The following is a 24120-nucleotide window of genomic DNA, read 5'->3' as shown; positions in this document are numbered from 1 at the left end:
GCACCTCGAATCCGGGAGAACGAGCCGCTACTCAAGGCCCGTTCCGAAGCACTAGTGCGGTCATGCTTAATGACCTTTCATAGCGATACCCAGCATGTTCACGGAACCTCGGATCGAGCGGCATCAACTGCCGTCCTACTTGAAAGTCTTTAACCGGTTTACCGACAAGCCTGTCGGTTACCTGGGCAATATTTCCGCTGACGGGCTGATGTTGATCAGCCAGTTGCCGATGCTGATCGGTGCCGAGTTCGAGTTGCGGGTGAAAGTCCCCGGCAGTGATGGACAGACGCAGTTCATCGATTTCAGCGCCTGTTGCCTGTGGTGCCATGAGGACCTGACCCCTCACCAGTACGACAGCGGTTTCAGCCTGCTGCGGGCGACCGCCGAATTCGCTGAACTGGAGCAGGCCTTGCGGCACTACTTCAGCTTCCATCCGTTGCAGACATCGGCCTGAATGTCGCGGCAGCCCACTACAGGCTGCCGGCTTTCTTCCAGCTCAGATACCGGCTGACCAGCTCCGCCCCCAGCTCGCCTGGACGGGCGTCGAGCAGGGCGATGCCGTGGGCGCTCAGGCGTTCATGCAGTTCGGCCCGGCTATTGAGGTAGTTCACGGCGGCGCTGTAGATCAGCGCCTCGGGCAAGGTCTGTACTGGGCTTTGGCGCAACTGATCGAGCACTTCCTCGCGCAGGCTGGCCACCAGTACCCGGTGCTGGCGGCTGATGCGTTTGACCGCAGTCAGCAACTCTTGGTCGTCTTCATCCCGCAGGTTGGTGACCAGTACCACCAGCGCCCGACGCTTCTGCCGCGCCAGCAATTCACTGGCTGCAGCCTGGTAGTCGGCTGGACGCTGGCTGGTGTCCAGGTCGTAGACGCCGTTGAGCAGCACACTCAGTTGGGCCGAGCCCTTGACTGGCGCAAGGTAGCGCGAGCGTTCTCCGGCAAAACTGTAGAGGCCTACTGCATCCCCCTGGCGCAGCGCGACATAGCTGAGCAGCAGGCAAGCGTTGAGGGCATGGTCGAAGTGCGCCAGCTCGCCGTCCTGGCTGCGCATGCGGCGTCCGCAGTCGAGCATGAAGATGATCTGCTGGTCGCGTTCGTCCTGATACTCCCGGGCGATGGGCGTGCGCTGGCGGGCGGTGGCTTTCCAGTCGATCTGTCGCAGGCTGTCGCCTTCGCGAAACTCCCGCAGTTGATTGAACTCCAGGCCCAGCCCGCGGCGTTGCAACTGGCGCACCCCGAGTTGGCTGAGCCAGTTGTCCACTGCCAGCAACTGCGCGCCATAGAGGCGGGCGAAGTCCGGGTAGACCCGCGAGCTGTCGTGGACTTTCAATCGTCGTCTGGCGCTCCACAGGCCCAAGGGGCTGGGCAGGCTGACTTCACACTGGTGGAAGTTGAAATGCCCTCGTTGCAGCGGTCGCACGCTATACCCCACTCGGCTGACCTGGCCCGGCTCCAGGCTCACCGATTGTGGCAGGTGCTCAAAGCTCAAGCCCTGGGGCGGATGGTCGAACAGTTGCACCTCAAGCGCTTGCCGATAAGGGTGGCGGATCTCCAGTTGCACTTCGCTCCAGCGTCCCAGGGGTAGGCTGCCGGGCAACTGACGCTGTATTTCGGGCGACGCCAGGCGCGACAAGCGCAGGGCATCCAGCAGCGCCAGCAGCAACAGCGCCAGCAACAGGCCCCAGGCGATCGAGTCCAGGCGCGGCACCGCCTCGATACCCAGGGCACGCACCGTTCCCAGAAGGATGTACAGGCCGGTCAGGGTGCCCAGCCAGATCAGCAACAGACGAGTCGGCTTCATCAGTGTGGGCGGCTCATAGGCGCGGTGCCGGAATCTGCTCGAGCATCTGCTTGAGCACCTGTTCCACCGACAGCCCTTCGATATCCAGCTCCGGAGCGACCCGTACCCGATGCCGTAGCACGGCCAAGGCGCAGCCCTTGATGTCATCCGGGATCACGAATTCGCCGCCCCGCAGCAGGGCCCGGGCCCGGGCTCCGCGCACCAGGGCAATGGAGGCACGCGGGCCTGCGCCCAGCGTCAGTCCCGGCCAGCTGCGGGTGGCCCTGGCCAGGCGCACGGCATAGTCGAGCACCTGTTCGTCCAGGGGCAGTTCACTGGCGATGCGCTGCAGGGCCAGCACGTCCTTGGCCTGGAGCACGGTACGCAGGGGCTGGACATCAAGCATGTCGGCGCGGGTCGAGCGAGCCACCTGGCGAACCATGTTCAGCTCCTCCTCGGCGTCCGGGTAGTCCATCCGCAACTTGAGCATGAAACGGTCCAGTTCGGCTTCCGGCAGCGGGTAGGTGCCTTCCTGCTCGATGGGGTTCTGGGTCGCCAGGACCATGAATGGCTGGGCGATGGGCAGGGCCCGGCCTTCCAGGGTCACTTGGCGTTCCTGCATGGCTTCCAGCAGCGCGGCCTGGGTCTTGGCCGGGGCGCGGTTGATTTCGTCCGCCAACAGCAGATTGGTGAACAGCGGACCCTTGCGCAGTTTGAACTGCTCGGTCTGCAGGTCGTACACCGCGTGGCCGGTGACATCGCTGGGCATCAGGTCCGGGGTGAACTGGATGCGTGCAAACTCTCCGCCAAAGCAGCGGGCCAGGGCCCGTACCAACAGTGTTTTGCCCAGGCCTGGGACGCCTTCGAGCAACACGTGGCCACCGGCGATCAGCGCCGTCAGCACATCATCGATCACGGCCTCCTGGCCGATCACCACCTTCTGCAGTTCCTGGCGCACCGCCTGCGCCAGCTGGCTGGCCCGTTGCCGCTGCTGGGCCGCATGGACCTGGGGCTGAGGCGCCTCGGAGGAGTCAAGGGATTCGACGGGTTGTTCGCTCATAGGGCATTCCTGAGAGTTTGCAGGTGGGCGACCTGGTGGCTGAAATCAGCACCGGAAAGGCGCTGCCCGGACACCGGTTGCAGGGCTTGGCGCACAGCATCGACAGGCTGCTGGCTGAGCAGGGCGAGGACGTCCCACTGGGCTTCGGGTTCCAGTTGTTCGAAACCCGGATGGCGACGTCGTGCCCGGCGCCGGATATCCAGTTGCAGGGCCTGCAGCAGTGGGCCCTGGCCGCCATGGCGCAGGATGAAATCGGCACTGGCGCGCAGGTGTTCACGCAGTTGACGCCGGGCCTTGGGGGCCGGCGCCAGCAAAGGCCCCTGGCGGCTACCGGCCTGCCACAGCCACAGGCCGATCAACAGCGCCAGGGCTACCAACGCCTGGGGAAAATAGCGCCAGAGCAATTGCCACAGGCTCGGGTGGTCGGTGTTGAACAGCAGGGTCACGGCCGTATCGGTATTGAGGTACCACAGCAGCCAGGCGTTGTCGTACAGGCCGATGGCCGGGGTTTTCCAGATGTCGGCGTCGGTCAGCACGGTGACCGAGCCCTGGCCGTAGTCGAGCTGGATCATGTGGGTGGCCACGCCGCTGTTGGCCCAGGACTGGGCCAGGCTGTCAGGGTCGTCCAGGTGGAAGGCGGTGTCGAAGCCGATGTAGGCCGGGGCCTGTTCGTCTTCCAGATAGACTTTGGTCAGCTTTGGAAAGGCGTCGTTGGCTTCCTGTTCCGGCGGCTCCTCGAGGTCTTCACTGAGCTGTTGATGGATTTGCACCCGATCCAGCAGCAAGTCACCGCTTTGCTGGGTGTCATCGTCCCACAGGGCTTCGGCGACAAAAATCAGCCGGCCACCGGCACGGGCCCAATCCAGCACCTGGTCGGCCTGGCGCGGGCTCATGTTCGAGCGCTCCCCCAGCAACAGCAGGCTGTTGCCGGCGGGCTTCAAGGTGGCCAGTACTTCCAGGCCGTTGGCGTGATCGACCTTGAGGCCGCGTTCGCGCATAAACATCTCGGCGGCCAGGTAGGGATTGGCGCGGGCTTCGGGCGACGGGCCGTGATCGACGAGTTCCTGATAGGGCGTGGCGTGGCGGTACAGGTAGTAGCCGGTGGCTCCCAGTACCAGGATCAGCAACAGGGCCAGGCTGCCCCAAAGATAGCGCTTCATGCTGGCGCTCCTGGGCCGAACAGACTGCGCCAGGCGTCGCACAGTTGCGGCTGCAGATCGGCGCCGGGAATCCGGTGACCGTAGGCCATGTTCTGCCAATGCTCCGTCAGTTCACGGCTGAAGGCTTCCAGGGGCGGTTGCTGCAAGGTCTTGATCCGCTCCAGTACCTGGCCTTCGGTATCGGCCACGCTCAGGGGCAGATGAAAGTCTTCCAGCAGGCGACTGAGCAGTGCCCTGTAAAGCAGGCCCAGGGCCTCTCGGGGCTGGCTGGACCAGAGCTCCTCGGCGCGGGCAGCCACATCCGCAGGCAAGGTTTCGCTGCTGACGTCCAGGCCGAACAGTTGCTGGGGGATCGCGGCGGGGCGTTTTTTGCGCGGTAGCGGACGGCGGCTGACAAAGGCTCGCAGCCAATCGCGGTAGCGCCAGATCAGCCAGCCCAGGGCCCCTAGCAGCAAGGCCCAGAGGAGGATTTCCAGGCCCTTGGCGAGGCTACCGAAACTGTTGTTGTCGAGGTTCTCAAGCAGGCTCTTGAGCCAGCCCGGCGGCTTGTCCTTGGCGTCTTTCTTCTGTGCCTGCTCTTCGCCGAAGCGGTAGCGGGTGACCGACTCCTGGTTCTTGAACGGCGGCTTTTCCAGGATGCCCTGGATGCTGTCCTTCGAGGCTTTGCTGGTCAGCGGTTGCTGCAGCAGTCGTGGCGCTTCGGGGCCAGCCACGGAACTGCTGGGAGTGGCTGCCCAGATCGATGCGCCCGGCATCGCCAGCATCAGGCCGGTCACCAGCAGCAGCGCCGCGACGCCCGCCAGACGCTGGCGCAGGCGGCGGAAAACCAGTTCGATGTCCCAGGCCTCTAGCTCGGTGCGGCGGTTGAGGTACAGGCTGAAGCCACAGGCCACGTAGATGGGCTCCCAGATCACCAGGACCAGAGCGTAGAAGGCGTTGGTCAGGTGTTCCAGCCAGAACCAGTCCTGCTGGGCGGCGATGACCAGGCTCTGCCAGCTCCAGTCCAGTTCGATCTGTTGCGGCAGCAGCAGGTAGAACAGCACCATCAACCCGATCCACAAGGCGCCTTCCAGGTGCATGCCGATCAGGGTCAACCAGCGTGCGGCCCCGGCATTGCGCTGCAGCAGGACCGCCAGGCGTTGTTGCCGGGCATCGCCACTCAGGCCTTCAAGTTGCACGACCGGCATGACAAAGCTGCGGCTCATGCTGAAGCGGCGCCAGGTCAGGCTGGCCAGCAATTGTGGCTTGAGCAGGCGTGGCCACTGCCTCAGCGCCTCTGCCAGGCTTGGGGTTTCACCGAACAGGGCTTTGGAGAGGATGAACAGTGGCAGGCGTTCGAAGGCCGGTTTCAGCCACCAGAACAACAGCACTGCCAAGGATGGGGATTGCCACAGCAGCAGGCTCAGCAGGGCAAACACCGGCAGGCTGACGATGGCCCAGCTGGTCATCAGCAGGCTCCGGTGACGCTGGCTCAGCAGTATCCCCAGGTCCATGGCTTCCCAGGGGTTGCGTGGGCGGATCGTCACGCTGGCGTCACTCAGGCGCATGAGATTCACGTCCGGCCAGGGTCAGGTACGCCACCACCAGGCTCCACAGGGCGGCGCCGACGCTGTATTTGATCCAGGGCGCGGGCCAGGTCATGGAGGACCAGTAGGCTTCGATAAAGGCCGCGATCAGCAGGAATACGATGACCCCGTAGACCAATTGCACGCTTATCCGCGCAGCCTGCAACAGGGCTTCGCCGCGGCTCAGGCGACCGGGGGCGATCAGTGCCCAGCCCAGTTTCAACCCGGCCGCACCGGACAGGGCAATGGCGCTCAGCTCGAAGGCGCCATGGCCGATGACAAAGGGCCAGAAGGTCTGGCCGAAGCCGATCTGGGTCAGGTGGCCGGCGATGGCGCCGATCATCAGGCCGTTGAAAAACAGGAAGAACACGCTACCCAGGCCAAACAGCAGGCCGCTGGCGAAGGTCTGAAAGGCGATGCCGATGTTGTGCATGATGTAGTAGCCGAACATCACCCAGTCCTGGCTTGAGGCGCGTTCGGCGACCCGTCCCAGGCGTCCGTCGGTGGGCTCGTACATGCTCTGCATTTCCGACACCTGCTCCGGGCTCACCAGGCTATAGACCAGTTCGGGGTAGAGGTACACCAACAGGCCGATACCCAGCAGGCTGCCGAAGAACAGGAGGCTGGCGATCAGTACCAGGCGCCACTCCTGGCGCACCAGACGCGGAAAACCGGCCAGTATGAAGCCCAGGACGTTGGCGCTGATGGCGGTGCGTTGCCGGTACAACTGCTGATGGCCGCGCAATGCCAACTGCTGCAATGGATCGATCAGGTAACTGCTGTAACCGCGCTCCTGGGCCAGGGCCAGGTGCTGGCACAGGCGGCGGTAGTCCTGGACGAAGTTCTGGCAGTCCTCGGCTTTGACCCGGCGTCGCTCCAACTGGTCCAGCAGATGCTCGAACTGTTGCCATTGCGCCTGATGACGGTTCTCAAAAAGGCTTTGTTTCATGTCGTTCCCAGAAAACCGCGGGCGATGCCGTTGAGTTCGGCAGTGGCCTGGGCGGTGGGTACATGCAGCGGTTGTGCGAGGATCGCCGCCAGTTCCCGGGTGCGCTCGGCCGACAGTTGATTCTGACGTTCGGCAAACCCGAGAATCGCCCGTTGTTCGTTCAGGCTCAGGGCAAAAGGCGCGGAGCGGGGGACGGCGGGTGGCAGTTCCGGGCGCTTGACCGACTGCTCGCGATAGATCACCAGGGTGCCGGCGGCCAGGTCGCCCAGGCGCTTGAAGGTCGGATGCTGCAGGCAACTGATCGCGCCAAGGAAGTAGCCGAACGGCAACATGTCGGCAAAGCGCAGCAGGTTGCGGGTCAGGGAGGCGCTCCAGCCAATGGGGGTGCCATCGTCCTGAACCACTCGCAGTCCCATTATTTGCTTGCCGGGAGAGCGGCCCTGGTTCAGCACCTCGAACAGCACCATGTACCACCAGCTGATCAGAAATAGCAGGATCGAACCGAGACCGATGCCGATCTCGCCGAAAAAGCCCAGCACAATGAACAGCAGGCCCAACACCAGCCCGCGGATGCCCAGATCGAGGGCAAACGCCAGGGTACGCACCAGCAATCCCGCCGGTCGCAGCGGCAGATCGATGCCCTCGGGGGTTTCGACCTGATACCGCGTATCCAGTGGCGGGTGCAGCGATGCGTTCCTTGGCGTTGCTGTCGTCTCAAGCATGGGCAACTTTGGGGCTTGGCCTGGTAGAGAAAAATCCAGCGCAGATGCTAGCAGTGTCCGAGGGGCAAACGACATCATTAACTGCTAATTCAACGTGGCGCTCTGCGTGCCGCCGGTTCGCGCGGCTGGCCCTGGGGATGCTTGAGCGCCTAGACTGCGGCGGTCTTTCAGTTCAGGAACAGGCCGTGACTTCCCTCTTTTGGTACGACTACGAAACCACCGGCATCAATCCTCGCAGCGATCGCCCGTTACAAGTGGCCGGTATTCGCACCGATCTGGCGCTCAATGAGATCGACGAGCCGGTCAACCTCTACTGCCAGCCCAGCGACGATATCCTGCCGCACCCGGTGGCCTGCATGATCACTGGCATCACCCCGAGCCGTCTGGCGGCGCAGGGTTTGAGCGAGGCGGATTTCATGACCCGGGTGCACGGGCAACTGGCGCGCCCTGGGACTTGCGGCGTTGGCTACAACACCTTGCGTTTCGACGATGAAGTGACCCGCTACAGCCTGTACCGCAATTTCTTCGATCCCTATGCCCGTGAATGGCAGGGCGGCAACAGCCGCTGGGACCTGATCGATGTGGTGCGTACGGCCTACGCTCTGCGTCCCGAGGGGATCGTCTGGCCGCAGGAGCAGGGGCAGGTGACCCTCAAGCTGGAGCGCCTGACCGCTGCCAATGGTATCGACCACGGCCAGGCCCACGATGCACTGTCCGATGTCCGCGCCACCATTGCCTTGGCGCGTCTGATTCGCGACAAGCAACCCAAGCTCTATGACTGGCTGTTTCAACTGCGCAGCAAGCAGCGGGTGATGGATCAGATCCGCCTGCTGCAGCCTCTGGTGCATATTTCCGGGCGTTTCTCTGCGGCCCGGCACTACATCGGGGTGGTGCTGCCCCTGGCCTGGCACCCACGCAACCGCAATGCGCTGATCGTTTGTGATCTGCATCTGGATCCGCAGGGGCTGCTGGATCTGGATGCCGAAACCTTGCGTCAGCGTTTATATACGCGGCGCGAAGATCTTCTGGAGGGTGAGCTGCCAGTGCCGTTGAAACTCATCCATATCAATCGCTGCCCGGTAGTGGCGCCCTTGAATGTCTTGCGCGTGGAGGATCAACAACGGCTGCACTTGGACATGGAGCAGTACCAGCGCCGTGGCTTGCTTTTGACTGAAGCCCAGGAAGTTTGGCGGGATAAACTTTCGGTGATTTATGGCCCTGACGAGTTCGCGGCCAGCGAGGACCCGGAGCAACAGTTGTACGACGGCTTTATTGGTGATCGCGACCGGCGTTTGTGTGAGCAAGTGCGTGAGGCTGATCCGTTGCATTTGGCTCAGCAACAGTGGCCATTTGATGATGAGCGCTTGCCTGAATTGCTCTTTCGCTACCGTGCCCGCAACTTTCCAGAGACATTGGATAAAACTGAGCAAGAGCGTTGGCGCGGGTTCTGTCAGCAGCGTTTGCTTGACCCGAAACTCGGCGCGCCCAATACCCTGGAAAGTTTTGCTCAGGGACTTGAGCAATCGTTGTTAAGTGCTGATCCGAAGCAGCGCCAGGTGCTGGATGAGTGGCGCGAGCATGTTCGGGCCTTGGCTGGGCGCCTGGCTCTTTGAACGATGGCCCCGGCTCTGGAACAGGTTGCCGGGGCATAAAAAAACGCCAGCGGGCTGGCGTTTTTCAATCGGACTGCAGGAGCCCGGGCGCTCACTGGCAAGGCTTAGCCCAGCAGGGTTGCCCAGCCTTCAACCACATCGCCGCCCCACTTGGCTTTCCACTCTTTCAGAGTCTTGTGGTTGCCACCTTTGGTTTCGATGACTTCACCGTTGTGCGGGTTTTTGTACTGTTTAACTTTACGAGCACGCTTGGTGCCGGTGGTTTTTACTGCGGCGCGTGGTGCTTTAACTTTCGAGTCCGGATCCAGCAGGGCGATGATGTCGCGCAGGGACTTGGAGTACTCGCCCATCAGGCTGCGCAGTTTGCCTTCGAATTCCAGTTCGGTTTTCAGTTTGTCGTCTTGGGACAGGTTTTTCAAACGTGCTTGCAGTTCTTTAATGGCTTCTTCTGTAGCACGGTATTCGTTGATCAGGGACATGTGGACTACCTTATTGAGCGCTGAGTGGCTGGGTGACAATGTCGCAATAATAGTCAGAGAGTATGTGCAAGTAAACATAATACCGCTGTTTTATTTGTCTCTCTTAGTGTGTTTAGACGTAAAAATCATTTCGGTATTTAATAGGTCGAAGGGTTCAACTGCGCTATTCACAAACTAGTTGTGCGCTATTGGCAAGTGTCGGTATCTGTCGTTGCAGTGGCTGTGGATTAGGCGTTTCAAGCGGCGATTGCCAATCTAATCAAGGCCCGGCGCGCAATGGATACTGCAGTTTTTTCGCGCAGTGGCTAGAATGGCGACCTTTGCGAAGTTCTGGAGTTTCCCCCTCATGCGCACCTTTCGGTTGGTGATTTCTTGCCCTGACCGCGTTGGCATCGTTGCCAAAGTCAGTAACTTTCTGGCCTCCCATAACGGTTGGATCACCGAAGCGAGCCACCACTCGGACAACCTCAGTGGCTGGTTCTTCATGCGCCACGAGATTCGTGCCGATTCCCTGCCTTTTGGCCTGGAGGCTTTTCGCGAGGCATTTGCGCCGATCGCCGAAGAGTTCTCGATGGACTGGCGAATCACTGATACCGCCGAGAAAAAGCGTGTGGTGCTCATGGCCAGTCGCGAGTCCCATTGCCTGGCCGACTTGTTGCACCGCTGGCACAGCGATGAGCTGGACTGTGAGATCGTCTGTGTGATCTCCAACCACGATGACCTGCGCAGCATGGTCGAGTGGCACGGTATTCCTTATTACCACGTACCGGTCAATCCCCAGGACAAGGAGCCGGCTTTCGCCGAGGTCTCGCGTCTGGTCAAACAGCACGACGCCGAAGTGGTGGTGCTGGCGCGCTACATGCAAATCCTGCCGCCGGCGTTGTGCAGCGAATATGCGCACAAGGTGATCAACATCCACCACAGCTTCCTGCCGTCCTTCGTCGGTGCCAAGCCTTACCACCAGGCTTCTCTGCGTGGGGTGAAGCTGATTGGCGCCACCTGCCACTACGTCACCGAAGAGCTGGACGCCGGTCCGATCATCGAGCAGGACGTGGTACGGGTCAGCCACAGCGACAGCATCGAGGACATGGTGCGTTTCGGTCGTGATGTGGAGAAGATGGTCCTGGCCCGCGGCCTGCGCTACCACCTGGAAGACCGTGTGCTGGTGCACGGCAACAAGACCGTGGTGTTCTGATTGAAAAAAAACCAGGAGCGGGGGTTCAATATCCCGCTCCTGGTTCTGTAAATCACGAGGTCAGCCCGATGACCGATCCACTGGATAAAGCCACTTCCCAGGCCCCCGCGACCCTCGGCGAGGGGTGCTTGAGCCGCTATGACCCCGATGAACTTGATGCCGATGACGGCACCGAGTTTCCGGGTGCCGCCCAACTGTGGGAACAGTTGCAGCAGGAGCTCGCGCCGCAACCGCAGTGAGTGGTTCGCCGGCAAGCCGGCTTCTATTTTAAAGCTTGGCAATCGGCTCCTCGCGTAGGAGCCGACTCGCCGGCGAAAGGGCCCTGAGGCCCGTCATCAAATCCTGAAACTGCCTACCAGATGCTTCAAGCGCGCTGCTTGCTGTTCCAGATCGGAGCAGGCCCGCAGTGTCGCCTGGAGGTTTTCCACGCCTTCCTGGTTCAGCGTATTGATTTCGGTGATGTCCATGTTGATGGACTCCACCACCGAAGTCTGTTCCTCGGTGGCGGTGGCCACCGACTGGTTCATGCCGTCGATTTCACCAATGCGCTGGGTCACGCTGTTCAGGCGTTCTCCTGCCTGGTTGGCGATCTCCACGCTGTCCTGGCTGTGACGCTGGCTGTTGCTCATGGTGCTCACCGACTCGCGGGCGCCCACTTGCAGTTCCTCGATCATGGTCTGTACCTGCTGCGCCGACTCTTGGGTGCGGTGCGCCAGGTTGCGCACTTCGTCGGCAACCACGGCAAATCCGCGGCCGGCTTCACCTGCACGGGCGGCTTCAATGGCGGCGTTGAGTGCCAGCAAGTTGGTCTGTTGGGAAATGCTGGTGATGACTTCGAGAATCTGCCCGATGTTCACGGTCTTGCTGTTCAGGGTCTCGATGTTGCTGCTGGAGGCGCTGATCATGTCCGACAGCTGGTTCATCGCCTGGATGCTGCGATCCACCACCTGCTGGCCGTCTTCAGCCAGGTTGCGGGCGTCGCTGGCCTGCTGCGAGGCCTGGGCGGCATTACGGGCGATTTCCTGGGCCGCGGCCCCCAGTTGATTGATGGCAGCGGCGACACTGTTGGTGCGACTGGCCTGCTCATCGGAGTTGAGCATCGATGAGTTGGAGGCGCTGACCACCCGCAGGGCTACTTCGTTGACATGCTCGGTGGCCGAGGAGACTTCGCGGATCGAACCGTGGATACGTTCGACAAAACGGTTGAAGGCGGTACCGAGGATGCCGAATTCGTCCTGGTTGTGGATGTTCAGGCGGCGGGTCAGGTCGCCTTCGCCATCGGCAATGTCTTGCATGGCGCGGGTCATCACATGCAGGGGCTGCATGAGCAGGCGAATCAGCAGGCCCAGCAGGGCGATGGTCAGGGCCACGGCGGTCAGGGTGGCGATCAGGGCCGAGGTACGGAATTCGCTGAGCATGGCGAAGGCCTTGTCCTTGTCCACCGACAGGCCGATGTACCAGTTCACCGAAGACAGGCCCTTGATCGGGGTGAAGGTGACGATGCGGGTTTTGCCGTCGACGCTGACCTCACTGAGCTCGCTGCTGATACGTGGGGTGTCCTGGGGATAGACGTCCTTGAGATTCTTCATCACCAGGTTCTTGTCCGGGTGCACCAGGATCTTGCCGTCGGCGCTGATCAGGAAGGCGTAGCCCATGCCGTCGAAGTCCAGGGCATTGATGCTGTCGGCAATCACCTGCAGGCTGAGGTCGCCGCCCACTACACCAACACGCTGGCCGGCCTTGATCACGCTGTCGACAATGGAAATCACCAGTTGGCCGGAGGCCAGGTCGATGTAGGGTTCGGTCAGGGCCGAGCCATTGGTGCTCTCGGCACTCTTGTACCAAGGACGTGCGCGAGGGTCGTAGCCGTCGGGCATCTTGCTGTTGGGGCGGATGATGAAGGTGCCATCCTTGTTACCCAGGTAAGCCCCCATGAAGGTTGAGCTCACGGACTTCTGTTCCAGCAGATTGCTGACATTGGTCGGGTCGGGGTTCAGCGCTACCGATTGCGAGATGTTCTCGATCAGCAAGGCGCGACCGGCGAGCCAGGTCTGAATATTTTTTGCCGTAACGTCGCCCATTTCCTGAAGATAGTTGTCCAGATCATCACGAATGGCGTTGCGTTGCAGGTAATCGTTGTAGAGCGTGAATAGCGCAAATGCAGCTATGACGATCAGCGAGGCGGCAAGCAGGATCTTGTGGCTGAAGCGCAGATTTTTGTTCATGGCTTGGTGTGTCCGCTAAGGTCTTTGAGTCCAGGGCATCGGGTTGGAAAAGCGCGCAGAATGGGCGGTGTTATAAGTAAGCTGATATCTCCATCTATCCCAAAGGAATTACCTGACCTTTATTTCAGATACTTCTGATCCATCATTTCTTCATATCGACCGTGTAAGGCCAAAGCTTAACCAGGGGTGACAAAATGCCTGATTCATCGCAACTCGTTATCGGTGCCGACCTTGGTGGTCAGCCGATCGCTCAGGCCATGCGCCTGGCCAACCGCCATGGCCTGGTGGCGGGCGCCACCGGCACTGGCAAGACCGTGACCTTGCAACGCCTGGCCGAGGCCTTCAGTGACGCCGGGGTGGCGGTGTTCGCCGCGGATATCAAAGGCGATCTGTGCGGGCTGGGGGCGGCGGGCAATCCACAGGGCAAGATCGCCGAACGGATCGCCGGCATGTCGTGGCTTGAGCATAAGCCTCAGGCGTATCCGGTAACGCTGTGGGATATCCAGGGCCAGTCCGGTCATCCCTTGCGCACCACCTTGAGCGAAATGGGTCCGCTATTGTTGGGCAGCCTGCTTGAGCTCACCGACAGTCAGCAGTCGGCGTTGTATGCGGCGTTCAAGGTGGCGGACCGTGAAGGGCTTTTGTTGCTGGATTTGAAGGATCTCAAGGCGCTGCTCAATCACCTCAAGGACAACCCCCAACTGCTGGGAGATGACGCGGCGCTGATGACCACAGGCTCCAGTCAGGCGCTGTTGCGGCGCTTGGCGACCCTGGAGCAGCAAGGGGCGGAAGCTCTGTTCGGTGAGCCCGCGTTGCAACTGGAAGACATTCTACAACCGGCGGCCGATGGCCGTGGGCGGATTCATCTGCTCGATGCCAGCCGTCTGGTGCATGAGGCGCCGAAAGTCTATGCGACCTTCCTTTTATGGCTGCTGGCTGAGTTGTTCGAGCAATTGCCGGAACGCGGTGATGCGGACAAGCCTGTGCTGGCGCTGTTTTTCGACGAGGCCCACTTGCTGTTTGCGGGCACTCCCAAGGCTTTGCAGGATCGACTGGAGCAGGTGGTACGGCTGATTCGTTCCAAGGGGGTGGGGGTGTATTTCGTGACCCAATCGCCAGGGGATTTGCCGGACGATGTGCTGGCTCAACTGGGCCTGCGTATTCAGCATGGCTTGCGGGCGTTCACCGCCAAGGAGCAGAAGTCGTTGCGGGCTGTGGCCGATGGTTTCCGTCCGAACCCGGACTTCGATGCGCTGGCGGTGCTCACTGAGCTGGGTATCGGCGAGGCGCTGGTGGGTACTCTGCAAGATAAGGGCACGCCGGAGATGGTCCAGCGCGTGTTGGTGGCGCCTCCGCAATCGCGAGTCGGACCTTTGACTGAGGCTGAGCGCAAGGCCCTGATCGCCAGTTCGCCGTTACAGGGGCGTTATGACAAGCCTATCGATCGTGAGTCTGCCTATGAGGTGTTGATGGGGCGCAAGGACCTGGCGCCTGAAGCGCAGGCGACGCCCGACAAGCCCGGCGCTGAAGAACCGAGCCTGGCTGACCGGGCGGGTGAGTTCCTCGGCACGGCGGCCGGGCAGGCGTTGAAGTCAGCCATGCGTCAGGCGGCCAATCAGTTGGGCCGGCAATTGGTCAGGGGGCTGATGGGGTCGTTGCTGGGTGGCAGCAAGCGGCGCTGAAGCCTGGCGTCTGGGTCAGCCCCGTGGTTTGGCGTGGCTGGCCAGGCGCTCCAGGGCGGCACGCAGATTGGGATCGGTGATGCCTTCGGCTGTGGCCTGGATGGTTTCGGCGGCGTTGTTCGACAGATCCATGGTGTGCCCCACTGCGCCCTGTTGGACCGTGGGTGGCTGGACCTTGAACAGGATGCGCGTGAGGTTGCTGAACTCGTTGAACTCCTGCAATTGGCGCTGCAGGCGTTTTTGCTGATAGCGCAGGCGCGTAGCCCAGTGGCCATCGGTGACGATCAGCAGCAAGCTGCCTTCTCGCCAGGAGGCGACGTGGCAATGTTCGCGAGCAGCCGGTTGCAACTGGCTCTCCAGCAGGCGCTGCAGATGCGCCAGGCGCTGGGCGTGGCCGAGTATGGCTTTGAGTGGCTTGGCTTCGCGAAGAAGAACGGCAGGCGCGCGTGCCGTAAGGGGGCGAAATGCCATGATCAGAAACCTGAAGTTACAGAGGCGCCATGGTAGCAGAAAGCGCCCGGGGCACCGCTTTCATTGCTTTTTCGTACTTTGACTACTTTCTGGCGCTTTGCTGATCGTAATCATTAAGTTCTGTGGTCAATGGGCTTGAAGTTCGGCAAAAAGCCCTTATTTTAGGTGAGCCCCGTCACAGCGCTGTGCCAGCATCGTGGAATAACGCCACTTTCCTCACCATCGTTTCCGGGTAGAATGCTCGTTCGCATGCGGCCATGAGGGCTGCTCGGGCGACTCACGGGGCCGCCCTCCAACCCTATGTGTGGAAGATCCTGCCGATATGTTTGCGCCTTTGTTAAAGAAACTTTTTGGAAGCAAGAACGAGCGTGAAGTCAAACGCATGCTCAAGACGGTACAAATCGTCAATGCCTTCGAAGAGCAAATGGTGGCCCTTTCGGACGATCAATTGCGTGCCAAGACTGCCGAGTTCAAGGCCCGTATCGCCAAGGGTGAAACCCTCGACAAATTGCTTCCCGAAGCCTTCGCGGTCGCCCGTGAAGCCGGTAAGCGCGTCATGGGGATGCGTCACTTCGACGTGCAGTTGATCGGTGGCATGACCTTGCATGAAGGCAAGATCGCCGAGATGCGTACCGGTGAAGGCAAGACCCTGGTGGCAACTCTGGGCGTCTACCTCAACGCACTGTCCGGCAAGGGCGTGCACGTAGTGACGGTGAACGACTACCTGGCTCGCCGTGACGCCAACTGGATGCGTCCGCTTTATGAATTCCTCGGCCTGACTGTTGGCGTGGTCACGCCGTTCCAGCCGCCGGAAGAGAAGCGCGCCGCCTACGCCGCCGACATCACCTACGGCACCAACAACGAATTCGGTTTCGACTACTTGCGCGACAACATGGCTTTCAGCATGGAAGACAAGTTCCAGCGCGAGCTCAATTTTGCCGTGATCGACGAAGTCGACTCGATCCTTATCGACGAAGCCCGTACCCCGTTGATCATCTCCGGTCAGGCTGAAGACAGTTCCCGCCTGTACACCGAAATCAACAAGCTGATCCCGCGTCTCGAGCAGCACATCGAGGAAGTGGAAGGTCAGGTCACCAAGGCTGGTCACTTTACTGTCGACGAGAAGACCCGTCAGGTCGAACTCAACGAAGCCGGTCACCAGTTCATCGAAGAAATGCTGACCCAGGTCGGCCTGCTGGCGGAAGGCGAAAGCCTGTACTCGGCCCACAACCTGGGCTTGTTGACTCACGTCTATGCCGGCCTGCGTGCCCACAAGCTGTTCAATCGCAACGTCGAATACATCGTCCAGGATGGCCAAGTGGTCCTGGTGGACGAGCACACCGGCCGGACCATGCCGGGGCGTCGCCTGTCCGAAGGCCTGCACCAGGCCATCGAAGCCAAGGAAAACCTCAACATCCAGGCCGAGAGCCAGACCCTGGCCTCGACCACTTTCCAGAACTACTTCCGTCTGTACACCAAGCTGTCCGGCATGACCGGCACCGCCGACACCGAAGCCTTCGAGTTCCATCAGATCTACGGCCTGCAGGTGATGGTGATTCCGCCGAACAAGCCGCTGGCTCGTAAGGACTACAACGACCTGGTGTTCCTGACCGCGGACGAGAAATACGCCGCGATCATCAATGACATCAAGGAGTGCATGGCCCAGGGCCGTCCGGTACTGGTAGGTACTGCGACCATCGAAACCTCCGAGCACATGTCCAACCTGCTCAACAAGGAAGGCATCGAGCACAAGGTCCTGAACGCCAAGTTCCACGAGAAGGAAGCGGAAATCATCGCCCAGGCCGGTCGCCCGGGGGCCTTGACCATCGCCACCAACATGGCCGGTCGTGGTACCGACATCCTGCTGGGTGGTAACTGGGAAGTGGAGGTCGCCTCTCTGGAGAACCCGACGCCTGAGCAGATCGCCCAGATCAAGGCCGACTGGCAGAAGCGTCACCAGCAAGTGCTGGAGTCCGGTGGCCTGCAGGTAATCGCTTCCGAGCGTCACGAGTCGCGCCGTATCGACAACCAGCTGCGTGGTCGTGCTGGTCGTCAGGGTGACGCCGGTTCCAGCCGTTTCTACCTGTCCCTGGAAGACAGCCTGATGCGCATCTTTGCCTCTGACCGGGTGAAGAACTTCATGAAAGCGTTGGGCATGCAGTCCGGCGAGGCTATCGAGCATCGCATGGTGACCAACGCCATCGAGAAGGCTCAGCGCAAGGTGGAAGGCCGCAACTTCGACATCCGTAAGCAATTGCTGGAGTTCGACGACGTCAACAACGAGCAGCGTAAAGTGATCTATCACATGCGCAACACCTTGTTGGCTGCGGACAACATTGGCGAAACCATCGCCGATTTCCGCCAGGACGTTCTCAACGCCACCGTCAGCGCGCATATTCCGCCGCAATCGCTGCCCGAGCAGTGGGACGTGGCCGGTCTGGAAGAGTCGATCCAGAGCGGTTTCGGTGTAAGCCTGCCGATCCAGCAGTGGCTCGACGAAGACGATCACCTGTACGAAGAAACCCTGCGCGAGAAGCTACTCAACGAGTTGATCGCCGCGTACAACGAGAAAGAAGACCAGGCCGGTGCCGAAGCGCTGCGTTCTTTCGAGAAGCAGATCGTACTGCGGGTACTGGATGACTTGTGGAAAGACCACCTGTCCACCATGGACCACCTGCGCCACGGTATTCACCTGCGCGGTTATGCGCAGAAGAACCCGAAGCAGGAGTACAAGCGCGAGTCCTTCACCCTGTTCTCCGAGTTGCTGGATTCCATCAAGCGCGACTCGATCCGCGTCCTGTCCCATGTGCAGGTCCGCCGCGAAGATCCGGCTGAGGAAGAGGCACGCCTGCGTCAGGAAGCCGAGGCACTGGCTCAGCGCCTGCAGTTCGAACACGCCGAGGCTCCGGGTCTGGATCAGCCGCAAGCGCAGGAAGAAGGGGTGGATGTCGATGTCGCCCTGGCTACCGCGCCGGTGCGCAACGAACAGAAACTGGGACGCAACGAACTGTGCTACTGCGGTTCGGGCAAGAAGTACAAACACTGTCACGGCCAGATCAACTAAGATCCTCGCCAGACACTGAAACACCCGCGCCGTGACGGCATCCGCCGTCGCGGCGTTTTTCCATTTGCAACACCGTCTTTTGAGACGACGGTGCAGACACCTGATAAGAGGAGCGCATTCATGGCTGTTGGTCTTGGTCCTTTGCCTACGTTGCACCCGGTTGCCGGTTTTGAGCTCGGTATCGCTTCGGCCGGCATCAAGCGCCCCGGGCGCAAGGATGTGGTGGTCATGCGCTGTGCCGAAGGCTCCACCGTAGCCGGTGTGTTCACGCTCAACGCGTTCTGCGCCGCGCCGGTGATCCTGGCCAAGCAGCGTGTGCAGGGGGCGGTGCGTTATCTGCTGACCAACACCGGTAATGCCAACGCCGGTACCGGCGAGCCGGGCCTGGCTGCTGCCACCCGCACTTGCGCCAAGCTGGCGGAGCTGACCGGCGTCGATGCCAGCGCTGTGCTGCCGTACTCCACTGGGGTGATTGGCGAACCGCTGCCGGTAGAGAAAATCGAGGGGGCTCTGCAAGCCGCACTGGATGACCTGTCCGTGGACAACTGGGCGGCTGCGGCTACCGGGATCATGACCACTGACACCTTGCCCAAGGGCGCCAGCCGCCAGTTCCAGCACGATGGCGTGACCATCACCGTGACCGGCATCAGCAAGGGGGCGGGGATGATCCGTCCGAACATGGCCACCATGCTCGGCTACATCGCCACCGATGCCAAAGTCTCCCGGGAAGTGCTGCAAAACCTGTTGCTGGACGGTGCCAACAAGTCGTTCAACCGCATCACCATCGACGGCGATACCTCCACCAACGATTGCTGCATGCTGATCGCTACCGGTCAGGCCAAGCTGCCGGAAATCACTAAGGCCGAGGGCCCGCTGTTCGCTGCCCTGAAGCAGGCGGTGTTCGAGGTGTGCATGGACGTGGCCCAGGCCATCGTCCGTGATGGCGAAGGTGCAACCAAGTTTGTCACCGTTGAAGTCAACGGCGGTGGCACTCACCAGGAATGCCTGGACGTGGGCTACACCGTGGCTCACTCGCCGCTGATCAAGACCGCCCTGTTCGCCTCCGATCCGAACTGGGGCCGCATTCTCGCCGCCGTCGGCCGTGCTGGCGTAGCGGATCTGGATGTCAGCAAGATCGATGTGTTCCTCGGTGAAGTCTGCATTGCCAGCCGTGGTGCGCGTGCTGCCAGCTACACCGAGGCCCAGGGCGCGGCCGTGATGCAGCAGGAAGAAATCACCATTCGCATCGAATTGGGGCGTGGTGCTTGCAGCGAAACCATCTGGACCACTGATCTGTCTCACGAGTACGTGAAGATCAACGCGGAATACCGCACTTAAGCACCTCTCCGGCAACGCTGCTCCAGCCACTGCGGGAGCCGGCTTGCCGGCGAAGCGCGCATCTCAACGCCTGGCCCGTGAGGGCCAGGCCCAATGCCTGATCAGAGGAAACAGTGCGGTGAAACGAGTACATGTGGCTGCGGCCGTCATCCGGGATGCCAGCGGCAAGATCCTGATTGCCCGGCGTGCCGATACTCAGCATCAAGGTGGCCTGTGGGAGTTTCCCGGAGGCAAGGTCGAGGCTGGAGAAGCGGTACAAACCGCGCTGGCCCGCGAGCTGCAGGAAGAGTTGGGTATCGTCGTACAGACGGCGCGCCCGCTGATCAAGGTGCAGCACGATTACCCGGATAAACAGGTGTTGCTGGATGTCTGGGAGGTTTCGGCATTCAGCGGCGAGCCTCACGGCGCCGAAGGCCAGCCCCTGGCCTGGGTCAGCCCTCGTGAGCTGGCCGATTATGAATTCCCCGCGGCCAATCAGCCGATTGTCGCTGCAGCGCGTTTACCCGCTCACTACCTGATTACCCCAGAAGGTCTGGAAACTCCGACCTTGCTGCGAGGCATGCAGAAGGCCATTGCCCAGGGCAGCAAGCTGATTCAGTTGCGCGCCCCTGGTGGCTACGATCCGCAGTACCGCGATCTGGCGGTGGACGCAGTGGGCCTGTGTGCGGGCAAGGCGCAGTTGATGCTCAAGGGGCCTTTCGAGTGGCTGGGGGATTTTCCCTCCGCCGGCTGGCACATTACTGCGGCGCAATTGCGCAAGTACGCCAGCGCTGGGCGGCCTTTTGGCAAGGATCGCTGGTTGGCCGCCTCCTGCCATAACGCCGAGGAACTGTCCCTGGCGCAGCAGATGGATGTGGATTTCGTGACCTTGTCCCCGGTGCAGCCGACCCAGACTCACCCCGACGCCCAACCCCTGGGCTGGGAGCAGGCGCAGCAGTTGCTCAGTGGTTTCAACAGGCCTGCCTATCTGCTGGGAGGCGTGGGGCCTGCCGAGTGCCAGCAAGCCTGGGAAGCCGGTGCTCAAGGTGTTGCCGGTATCCGTGCCTTCTGGCCCCAGGACTGAAGGCATCCTCTGTGGCAGTGCTGGCTAGCGGCTGTCTATGGAGCTGGCTTGCCAGCGCATCGTCGGCCGTTGCCCAAGGCTCGTGGGCCCGATCGCCGGCAAGCCCGCTCCTACGCGGAGGGTTTGGCGGCGGCCTGCCAGAGGATTTCGGCGATGCCCTGGCGCTTGGCAATCAGGCGCGCCGCGACAAACAGCAAGTCCGACAGGCGATTGATGTAGGCCAGTCCCACTCCCTGCAAGGGTTCCACGGCATTCAGGTGTTGGCAGCGACGCTCGGCGCTGCGAGCCAGGCTGCGGCAAACGTGGGCCTGGGCGATCAGTGACGAACCACCGGGGAGGATGAAGTTCTCCAGGGGGCCCAGCTCTTCATTCCAGACATCGATGGCCGCCTCAAGACGTTCCACCTCGGCCTCATTGAGGGCTTGATACACCGGCATTGCCAGTTCGCCCCCCAGATCGAACAGCCGGTGCTGACAGGGGGCCAATACCTCGATGATTTCCTTGAAGCCCTGGCAGGTATCAACCTGCTCTTCCAGGCCGGCCAGGAGCAGTCCCAACTGGCTGTTCAAGGTGTCGACCTCACCGATGGCTTCCACTCGAGGATGATCCTTGGCAACCCGGCGGCCGTCTCCGAGTCCGGTTTCGCCTTTGTCGCCGGTGCGGGTGTAAATCTTCGACAAGCGAAAACCCATGCTTAGTTCTCCAGTGGTAGGGGTTCTTGAATCTGGGGCTGGCTGCTGGCCAGGGGCAGGCGCAAGGTAAAGCAGGTGCCTTGGCCCCGGGTCGATTGCACTTCCATTTGCCCCTTGTGGTTGTTGGTGATGATGAAGTACGACACCGACAGTCCGAGTCCGGTGCCCTGGCCGATCTCCTTGGTGGTGAAGAAGGGCTCGAAGGTGCGTTTGCGCACGCTTTCGCTCATGCCGACGCCGTTGTCTTCCACCTGGATTTCCGCCCAGGGCGGATTCAGTTTGGTGCGCAGGATGATACGACCGGGTTCGCTGTCGTCCTCACGCTGGTGAATGGCCTGGGCGGCGTTCTTCAGCAGGTTGAGCAACACTTGCTCCAGCTCGTTGGCGGTGCCGGGCACGGGCCCCAGGTTCGGGTCGAACTGACGGATAATCGCCTGCCCCTTGAAGTCGAAGCCTATGGCCAGGTCAAAGTCATTGCTGGCGATTTCCACCGCCTGATCAATCAGTGCCGGCAGATCGCAGGGGGCCATCTGGCGATTGCTGCGCCGGCTGAAACTGAGCATGTGGGTGACGATCTTGGCGGCGCGGGCCCCGGCTTGTTGAATACCATCGAGCAACTGCGGCACTTCGCGGCTTTCCAGATAGTGGTTGACGGTTTGCAGCTCGACGCCGATCTGCTGCGCGTGTTCGAGGTTCTTGGGCAGGTCGGGAGACAGCCGGCGACGAATGTTCTGCACGTTGTGCAGGATCGCTCCCAAAGGGTTGTTGATCTCGTGGGCCATGCCGGCCGCAAGACCACCCACCGACAGCATCTTCTCTGATTGCACCATCATTTCTTCCAGGGACAGGCGCTGGGTGATGTCGTCGATCCGAATCACCACGCCGCGACCGGCGCCGCCCATCAGTGGGTAGAAGGTCAGGGCGTAGTGCTTGGCTTCCTCATCCTTGAACCAGGTCACTCGCTCGACCTTGGTGACGGTGTGCTGCTCGACGGTTTCCTTGAGTTGCGGCAGGAACGGCTTGAGGGGTTCGAAGGCGAGGAAGATCGGCTGGTTCAGGGCTTCGTCCAGGCGGGTGCCGGACAGGGCGCTGGCCTCCTGGTTCCATTGGGTGACGTACAACTGCTCATCCAGGGCGATCAGCGCCGAGGGCATGGAGTCGATGATGCTGTTGAGGTAGTTCTGGAAGCCGGTGAGTTTCTTCTCGATCTTGCTGCGCACCTGGACTTCCAGTTCCAGCTTGCGGTTGGTATGGCGGGTTTCCTCCGCCAGCCCCTGGGCCTGATCGTAGGCGGCCTGGGAGTCGTCCCGGGCACGCTTGAGCTGTTGTTCCCGGGCTTCGATACGCGACAGCATGGTGTTGAAGGCTTCCGCCAGGCTGCCGATTTCATCGTGGTTGCCTCGGGAGGCGCGCAGGGAGTAGTTCTCTTCGCGAGTCACCTGGCGCGAAAGCACCTCGAGCTGGTGAATGGGCTGGGTGATCAGGCGCTTGATCTGCCGGGCGATGATCAGCCACAGCAACACGCTGAAAATCAGGATCCCCAGGCTTGCGGTGAGGGTGCCGGTGTAGAACGCCATCGGCAGTTCGCTGGTAGCCACCAGCAGCAGATGGCCAGGCGCCTGGCCCGGGCGGGGCAGGGCAATCACTTGGTTGCTGCGAAACTCGGTCAGTTGCCAGGCTTCGATGTGTCGGTAACGTTCGGGCAGCTTGAGGTGTTCACCGTGTTGCAGTTGGGCCAGGCGCATGCCCTTGCCGTCATAGAGAGCGGCCGCCCGCAGGGGGGTATAGCTGTCCAGCTCGCTGAGCAGCTTTTGCGCATCCTCGGGAGAGTTCAGGGCCTGTGCCGCCAGGGCTGGGTTGGACACCAGCCGACCGATCGTCTGTAGCGCCTGGGGCGCCATGCTTTCCTGGGATATCCAGTAAGCGGCGCTGATAAAGGTCAGGTTGGCGACCAGCAGCACGGTGGTCAGCAGGACAAGCAGGGCAGCCAGGAGCTTTTGGCCCACGGGCAGGTTTTCAAGACGCTGGCGCAATGGCATCGGCTGTATCGCTGGAAATGAGCAAGTGGGCAGCGTAGCCGCTGCTCAGTCGCTGGGCAATCCGAGTAAACGCAGGTGACTCACCAGGCGTTGCTGCAACTGTTGCAGATGAGGCAGTTGCAAGCGGTGACGGGCGGCGGCCTGGCAGGCGTAGCCCAGTAAATAGCTGATTTCGGTCCGCCGTTGACTGGCCACATCCTGATGCATCGAGGAGTAGTTGGCAGCGGTGGCCTGGATGACCCGCTCCACCTCCTGCTGCAGGTTCTGCGCCGCAGTAGGTTGGCCGCAGCATTGCAGCAACTCGCTCAGCTCGGCGCACAAGGTTGCCACTTCGCATTGGTGTTGCTGCAGGCCGCCGTTGCGACAGTCGTGCAGCACCGTCAAAGGATTGATCGCACAATTGAGCGCCAGCTTGCGCCAGAGTCGGGTCAGTATCTGGGTGCTCCATTCGTGGGGGATGCCACTGCTGCTCAACTCATCCAGCCAGATCGGCGGGGTAGGGTGGCCTGAGTCGCCCAGCCAGGTGTAGCCATGGCCGGCGAAGACTACTCGCCAGTCACCGTCGCGAAATGCGCCTTCGGTGCTGGAGGCGGCGATGCAGCGCACTTGGGGTACTCTGGCGGCCACTGCGTCCTGGCTGCCCAGGCCATTTTGCAGCAGGATCAATTCGGCTCCCTGGGCCAGGCGGGGGGCGATGCTTGCTACCGCGGCTTCGGCGTCGTAGGCCTTGCACGCCAGCAGCAGGCGATGGATGGGGGCGGTGCTATCGCAGGTTTCCCCGGGTATGGCCTGCAAGCTGCTTTGGCCCTGCTCCACCAGGGTCAGGCCGCCTGCCGCCTGATAGGCCAGCAGGCGTGACTGATCGCGCAGGATCAGGCGCACGGGCAAGCCGGCGCGGGCCAGGCGGGTGGCCCATAAGGTGCCGAGGCTGCCGGCGCCGAGAACATGCCAGGTCGTGGACATCAAGTTTTCGCTCTGTTTCGCAGCCCCGCAAAGGGCGCGCGGTGAAGGAGTGGAAAGAC

The 24120-nt window shown here is 61.5% G+C and carries 20 protein-coding genes and 1 pseudogene; 8 read left to right on the top strand and 13 right to left on the bottom strand.

Going from position 1 to position 24120, the window contains the following annotated elements:
• Window positions 1-94: 94 nt before the first annotated feature.
• A complete protein-coding gene (locus KHO49_RS23015) occupies window positions 95-454 on the top strand; it encodes a PilZ domain-containing protein (protein ID WP_102860531.1) in 360 nt (119 codons plus the stop codon).
• 16 nt (window positions 455-470) lie between these two features.
• On the opposite strand, the gene KHO49_RS23010 is transcribed toward KHO49_RS23015, so the two are convergent.
• Genes KHO49_RS23010 through KHO49_RS22985 form a run of 6 tightly spaced genes read right to left on the bottom strand, consistent with a single transcriptional unit; the run spans window position 471 to window position 7237 of the window.
• Window positions 471-1802, bottom strand: coding sequence for a DUF58 domain-containing protein (locus tag KHO49_RS23010; RefSeq protein ID WP_102880704.1), 1332 nt, complete (start codon window positions 1800-1802; stop codon window positions 471-473).
• A gap of 13 nt (window positions 1803-1815) precedes the next feature.
• Complete coding sequence (locus tag KHO49_RS23005) at window positions 1816-2841, bottom strand: AAA family ATPase (protein WP_102860533.1); 1026 nt, start codon at window positions 2839-2841, stop codon at window positions 1816-1818.
• Window positions 2838-4001, bottom strand: coding sequence for a DUF4350 domain-containing protein (locus KHO49_RS23000; RefSeq protein WP_213665864.1), 1164 nt, complete (start codon window positions 3999-4001; stop codon window positions 2838-2840). Before KHO49_RS23000 ends, KHO49_RS23005 begins: the two co-directional genes overlap by 4 nt.
• Window positions 3998-5548 carry a DUF4129 domain-containing protein gene (locus tag KHO49_RS22995; RefSeq protein ID WP_213665863.1) on the bottom strand — a complete coding sequence of 517 codons (1551 nt, stop codon included), beginning with the start codon at window positions 5546-5548 and terminating at the stop codon, window positions 3998-4000. The genes KHO49_RS23000 and KHO49_RS22995 overlap by 4 nt, the downstream gene beginning before the upstream one ends.
• Window positions 5535-6515, bottom strand: a complete 981-nt coding sequence (locus KHO49_RS22990; protein ID WP_102880701.1) for a stage II sporulation protein M — start codon at window positions 6513-6515, stop codon at window positions 5535-5537. The genes KHO49_RS22995 and KHO49_RS22990 overlap by 14 nt, the downstream gene beginning before the upstream one ends.
• Entirely contained in the window at window positions 6512-7237 is a 726-nt protein-coding gene (locus KHO49_RS22985; protein ID WP_102880700.1) for an RDD family protein, read from the bottom strand. The genes KHO49_RS22990 and KHO49_RS22985 overlap by 4 nt, the downstream gene beginning before the upstream one ends.
• Before the next feature lie 185 nt (window positions 7238-7422).
• Between KHO49_RS22985 and sbcB the strand changes: the two genes are divergently transcribed.
• The gene (gene sbcB / locus KHO49_RS22980) at window positions 7423-8850 is read left to right on the top strand and encodes an exodeoxyribonuclease I (RefSeq protein WP_110594884.1); all 1428 of its coding nucleotides are present in this window, start codon (window positions 7423-7425) and stop codon (window positions 8848-8850) included.
• Between the two features lie 104 nt (window positions 8851-8954).
• On the opposite strand, the gene mvaT is transcribed toward sbcB, so the two are convergent.
• Window positions 8955-9329: a histone-like nucleoid-structuring protein MvaT gene (gene mvaT, locus KHO49_RS22975; RefSeq protein ID WP_102860539.1), complete on the bottom strand. Its 375-nt coding sequence runs from the start codon at window positions 9327-9329 to the stop codon at window positions 8955-8957.
• Window positions 9330-9675: 346 nt separating this feature from the next.
• On the opposite strand from mvaT, the gene purU reads away from it, so the two are divergent.
• Window positions 9676-10524, top strand: coding sequence for a formyltetrahydrofolate deformylase (gene purU / locus KHO49_RS22970; protein ID WP_102880993.1), 849 nt, complete (start codon window positions 9676-9678; stop codon window positions 10522-10524).
• A gap of 68 nt (window positions 10525-10592) precedes the next feature.
• Window positions 10593-10763, top strand: coding sequence for a hypothetical protein (locus KHO49_RS22965; RefSeq protein WP_180988429.1), 171 nt, complete (start codon window positions 10593-10595; stop codon window positions 10761-10763).
• A gap of 96 nt (window positions 10764-10859) precedes the next feature.
• Here KHO49_RS22965 and KHO49_RS31595 read toward each other — a convergent pair whose 3' ends face one another.
• Window positions 10860-11624 carry a methyl-accepting chemotaxis protein gene (locus KHO49_RS31595; protein WP_371826169.1) on the bottom strand — a complete coding sequence of 255 codons (765 nt, stop codon included), beginning with the start codon at window positions 11622-11624 and terminating at the stop codon, window positions 10860-10862.
• A gap of 93 nt (window positions 11625-11717) precedes the next feature.
• Window positions 11718-12749, bottom strand: a pseudogene (locus tag KHO49_RS31590) (HAMP domain-containing protein); the annotation flags it as partial.
• Between the two features lie 194 nt (window positions 12750-12943).
• Here KHO49_RS31590 and KHO49_RS22955 point away from each other — a divergent pair.
• Window positions 12944-14431 carry a helicase HerA-like domain-containing protein gene (locus KHO49_RS22955; protein WP_213665862.1) on the top strand — a complete coding sequence of 496 codons (1488 nt, stop codon included), beginning with the start codon at window positions 12944-12946 and terminating at the stop codon, window positions 14429-14431.
• 15 nt (window positions 14432-14446) lie between these two features.
• On the opposite strand, the gene KHO49_RS22950 is transcribed toward KHO49_RS22955, so the two are convergent.
• On the bottom strand, window positions 14447-14902 hold the full coding sequence (locus tag KHO49_RS22950) for a DUF721 domain-containing protein (RefSeq protein WP_102860543.1): 456 nt from the start codon (window positions 14900-14902) through the stop codon (window positions 14447-14449).
• A gap of 322 nt (window positions 14903-15224) precedes the next feature.
• Here KHO49_RS22950 and secA point away from each other — a divergent pair, with 322 nt between their 5' ends.
• The 3 genes from secA to KHO49_RS22935 all read left to right on the top strand — a co-directional run bounded on the left by secA (window position 15225) and on the right by KHO49_RS22935 (window position 20367).
• Entirely contained in the window at window positions 15225-17966 is a 2742-nt protein-coding gene (secA, locus tag KHO49_RS22945; protein WP_102860544.1) for a preprotein translocase subunit SecA, read from the top strand.
• Between the two features lie 120 nt (window positions 17967-18086).
• Window positions 18087-19304: a bifunctional glutamate N-acetyltransferase/amino-acid acetyltransferase ArgJ gene (argJ, locus tag KHO49_RS22940; protein WP_102880697.1), complete on the top strand. Its 1218-nt coding sequence runs from the start codon at window positions 18087-18089 to the stop codon at window positions 19302-19304.
• A 118-nt stretch (window positions 19305-19422) separates the two neighbouring features.
• Window positions 19423-20367, top strand: coding sequence for a Nudix family hydrolase (locus KHO49_RS22935; RefSeq protein WP_110594881.1), 945 nt, complete (start codon window positions 19423-19425; stop codon window positions 20365-20367).
• Window positions 20368-20477: 110 nt separating this feature from the next.
• On the opposite strand, the gene KHO49_RS22930 is transcribed toward KHO49_RS22935, so the two are convergent.
• The 3 genes from KHO49_RS22930 to KHO49_RS22920 are packed head-to-tail and all read right to left on the bottom strand — an operon-like array spanning window position 20478 to window position 24061.
• The gene (locus tag KHO49_RS22930) at window positions 20478-21059 is read right to left on the bottom strand and encodes a cob(I)yrinic acid a,c-diamide adenosyltransferase (protein WP_170001672.1); all 582 of its coding nucleotides are present in this window, start codon (window positions 21057-21059) and stop codon (window positions 20478-20480) included.
• A 2-nt stretch (window positions 21060-21061) separates the two neighbouring features.
• Entirely contained in the window at window positions 21062-23098 is a 2037-nt protein-coding gene (locus KHO49_RS22925) for a sensor histidine kinase (protein WP_102860548.1), read from the bottom strand.
• 45 nt (window positions 23099-23143) lie between these two features.
• Window positions 23144-24061 carry a putative 2-dehydropantoate 2-reductase gene (locus KHO49_RS22920; RefSeq protein WP_213665861.1) on the bottom strand — a complete coding sequence of 306 codons (918 nt, stop codon included), beginning with the start codon at window positions 24059-24061 and terminating at the stop codon, window positions 23144-23146.
• Between the last annotated feature and the right edge of the window lie 59 nt (window positions 24062-24120).

This window comes from Pseudomonas sp. RC4D1 (assembly GCF_018390395.1).
GTDB lineage: Bacteria > Pseudomonadota > Gammaproteobacteria > Pseudomonadales > Pseudomonadaceae > Aquipseudomonas > Aquipseudomonas danubii.
The sequence above is the reverse complement of the archived record's forward strand: the minus strand, read 5'-3'. Positions and strand labels throughout refer to the sequence as shown.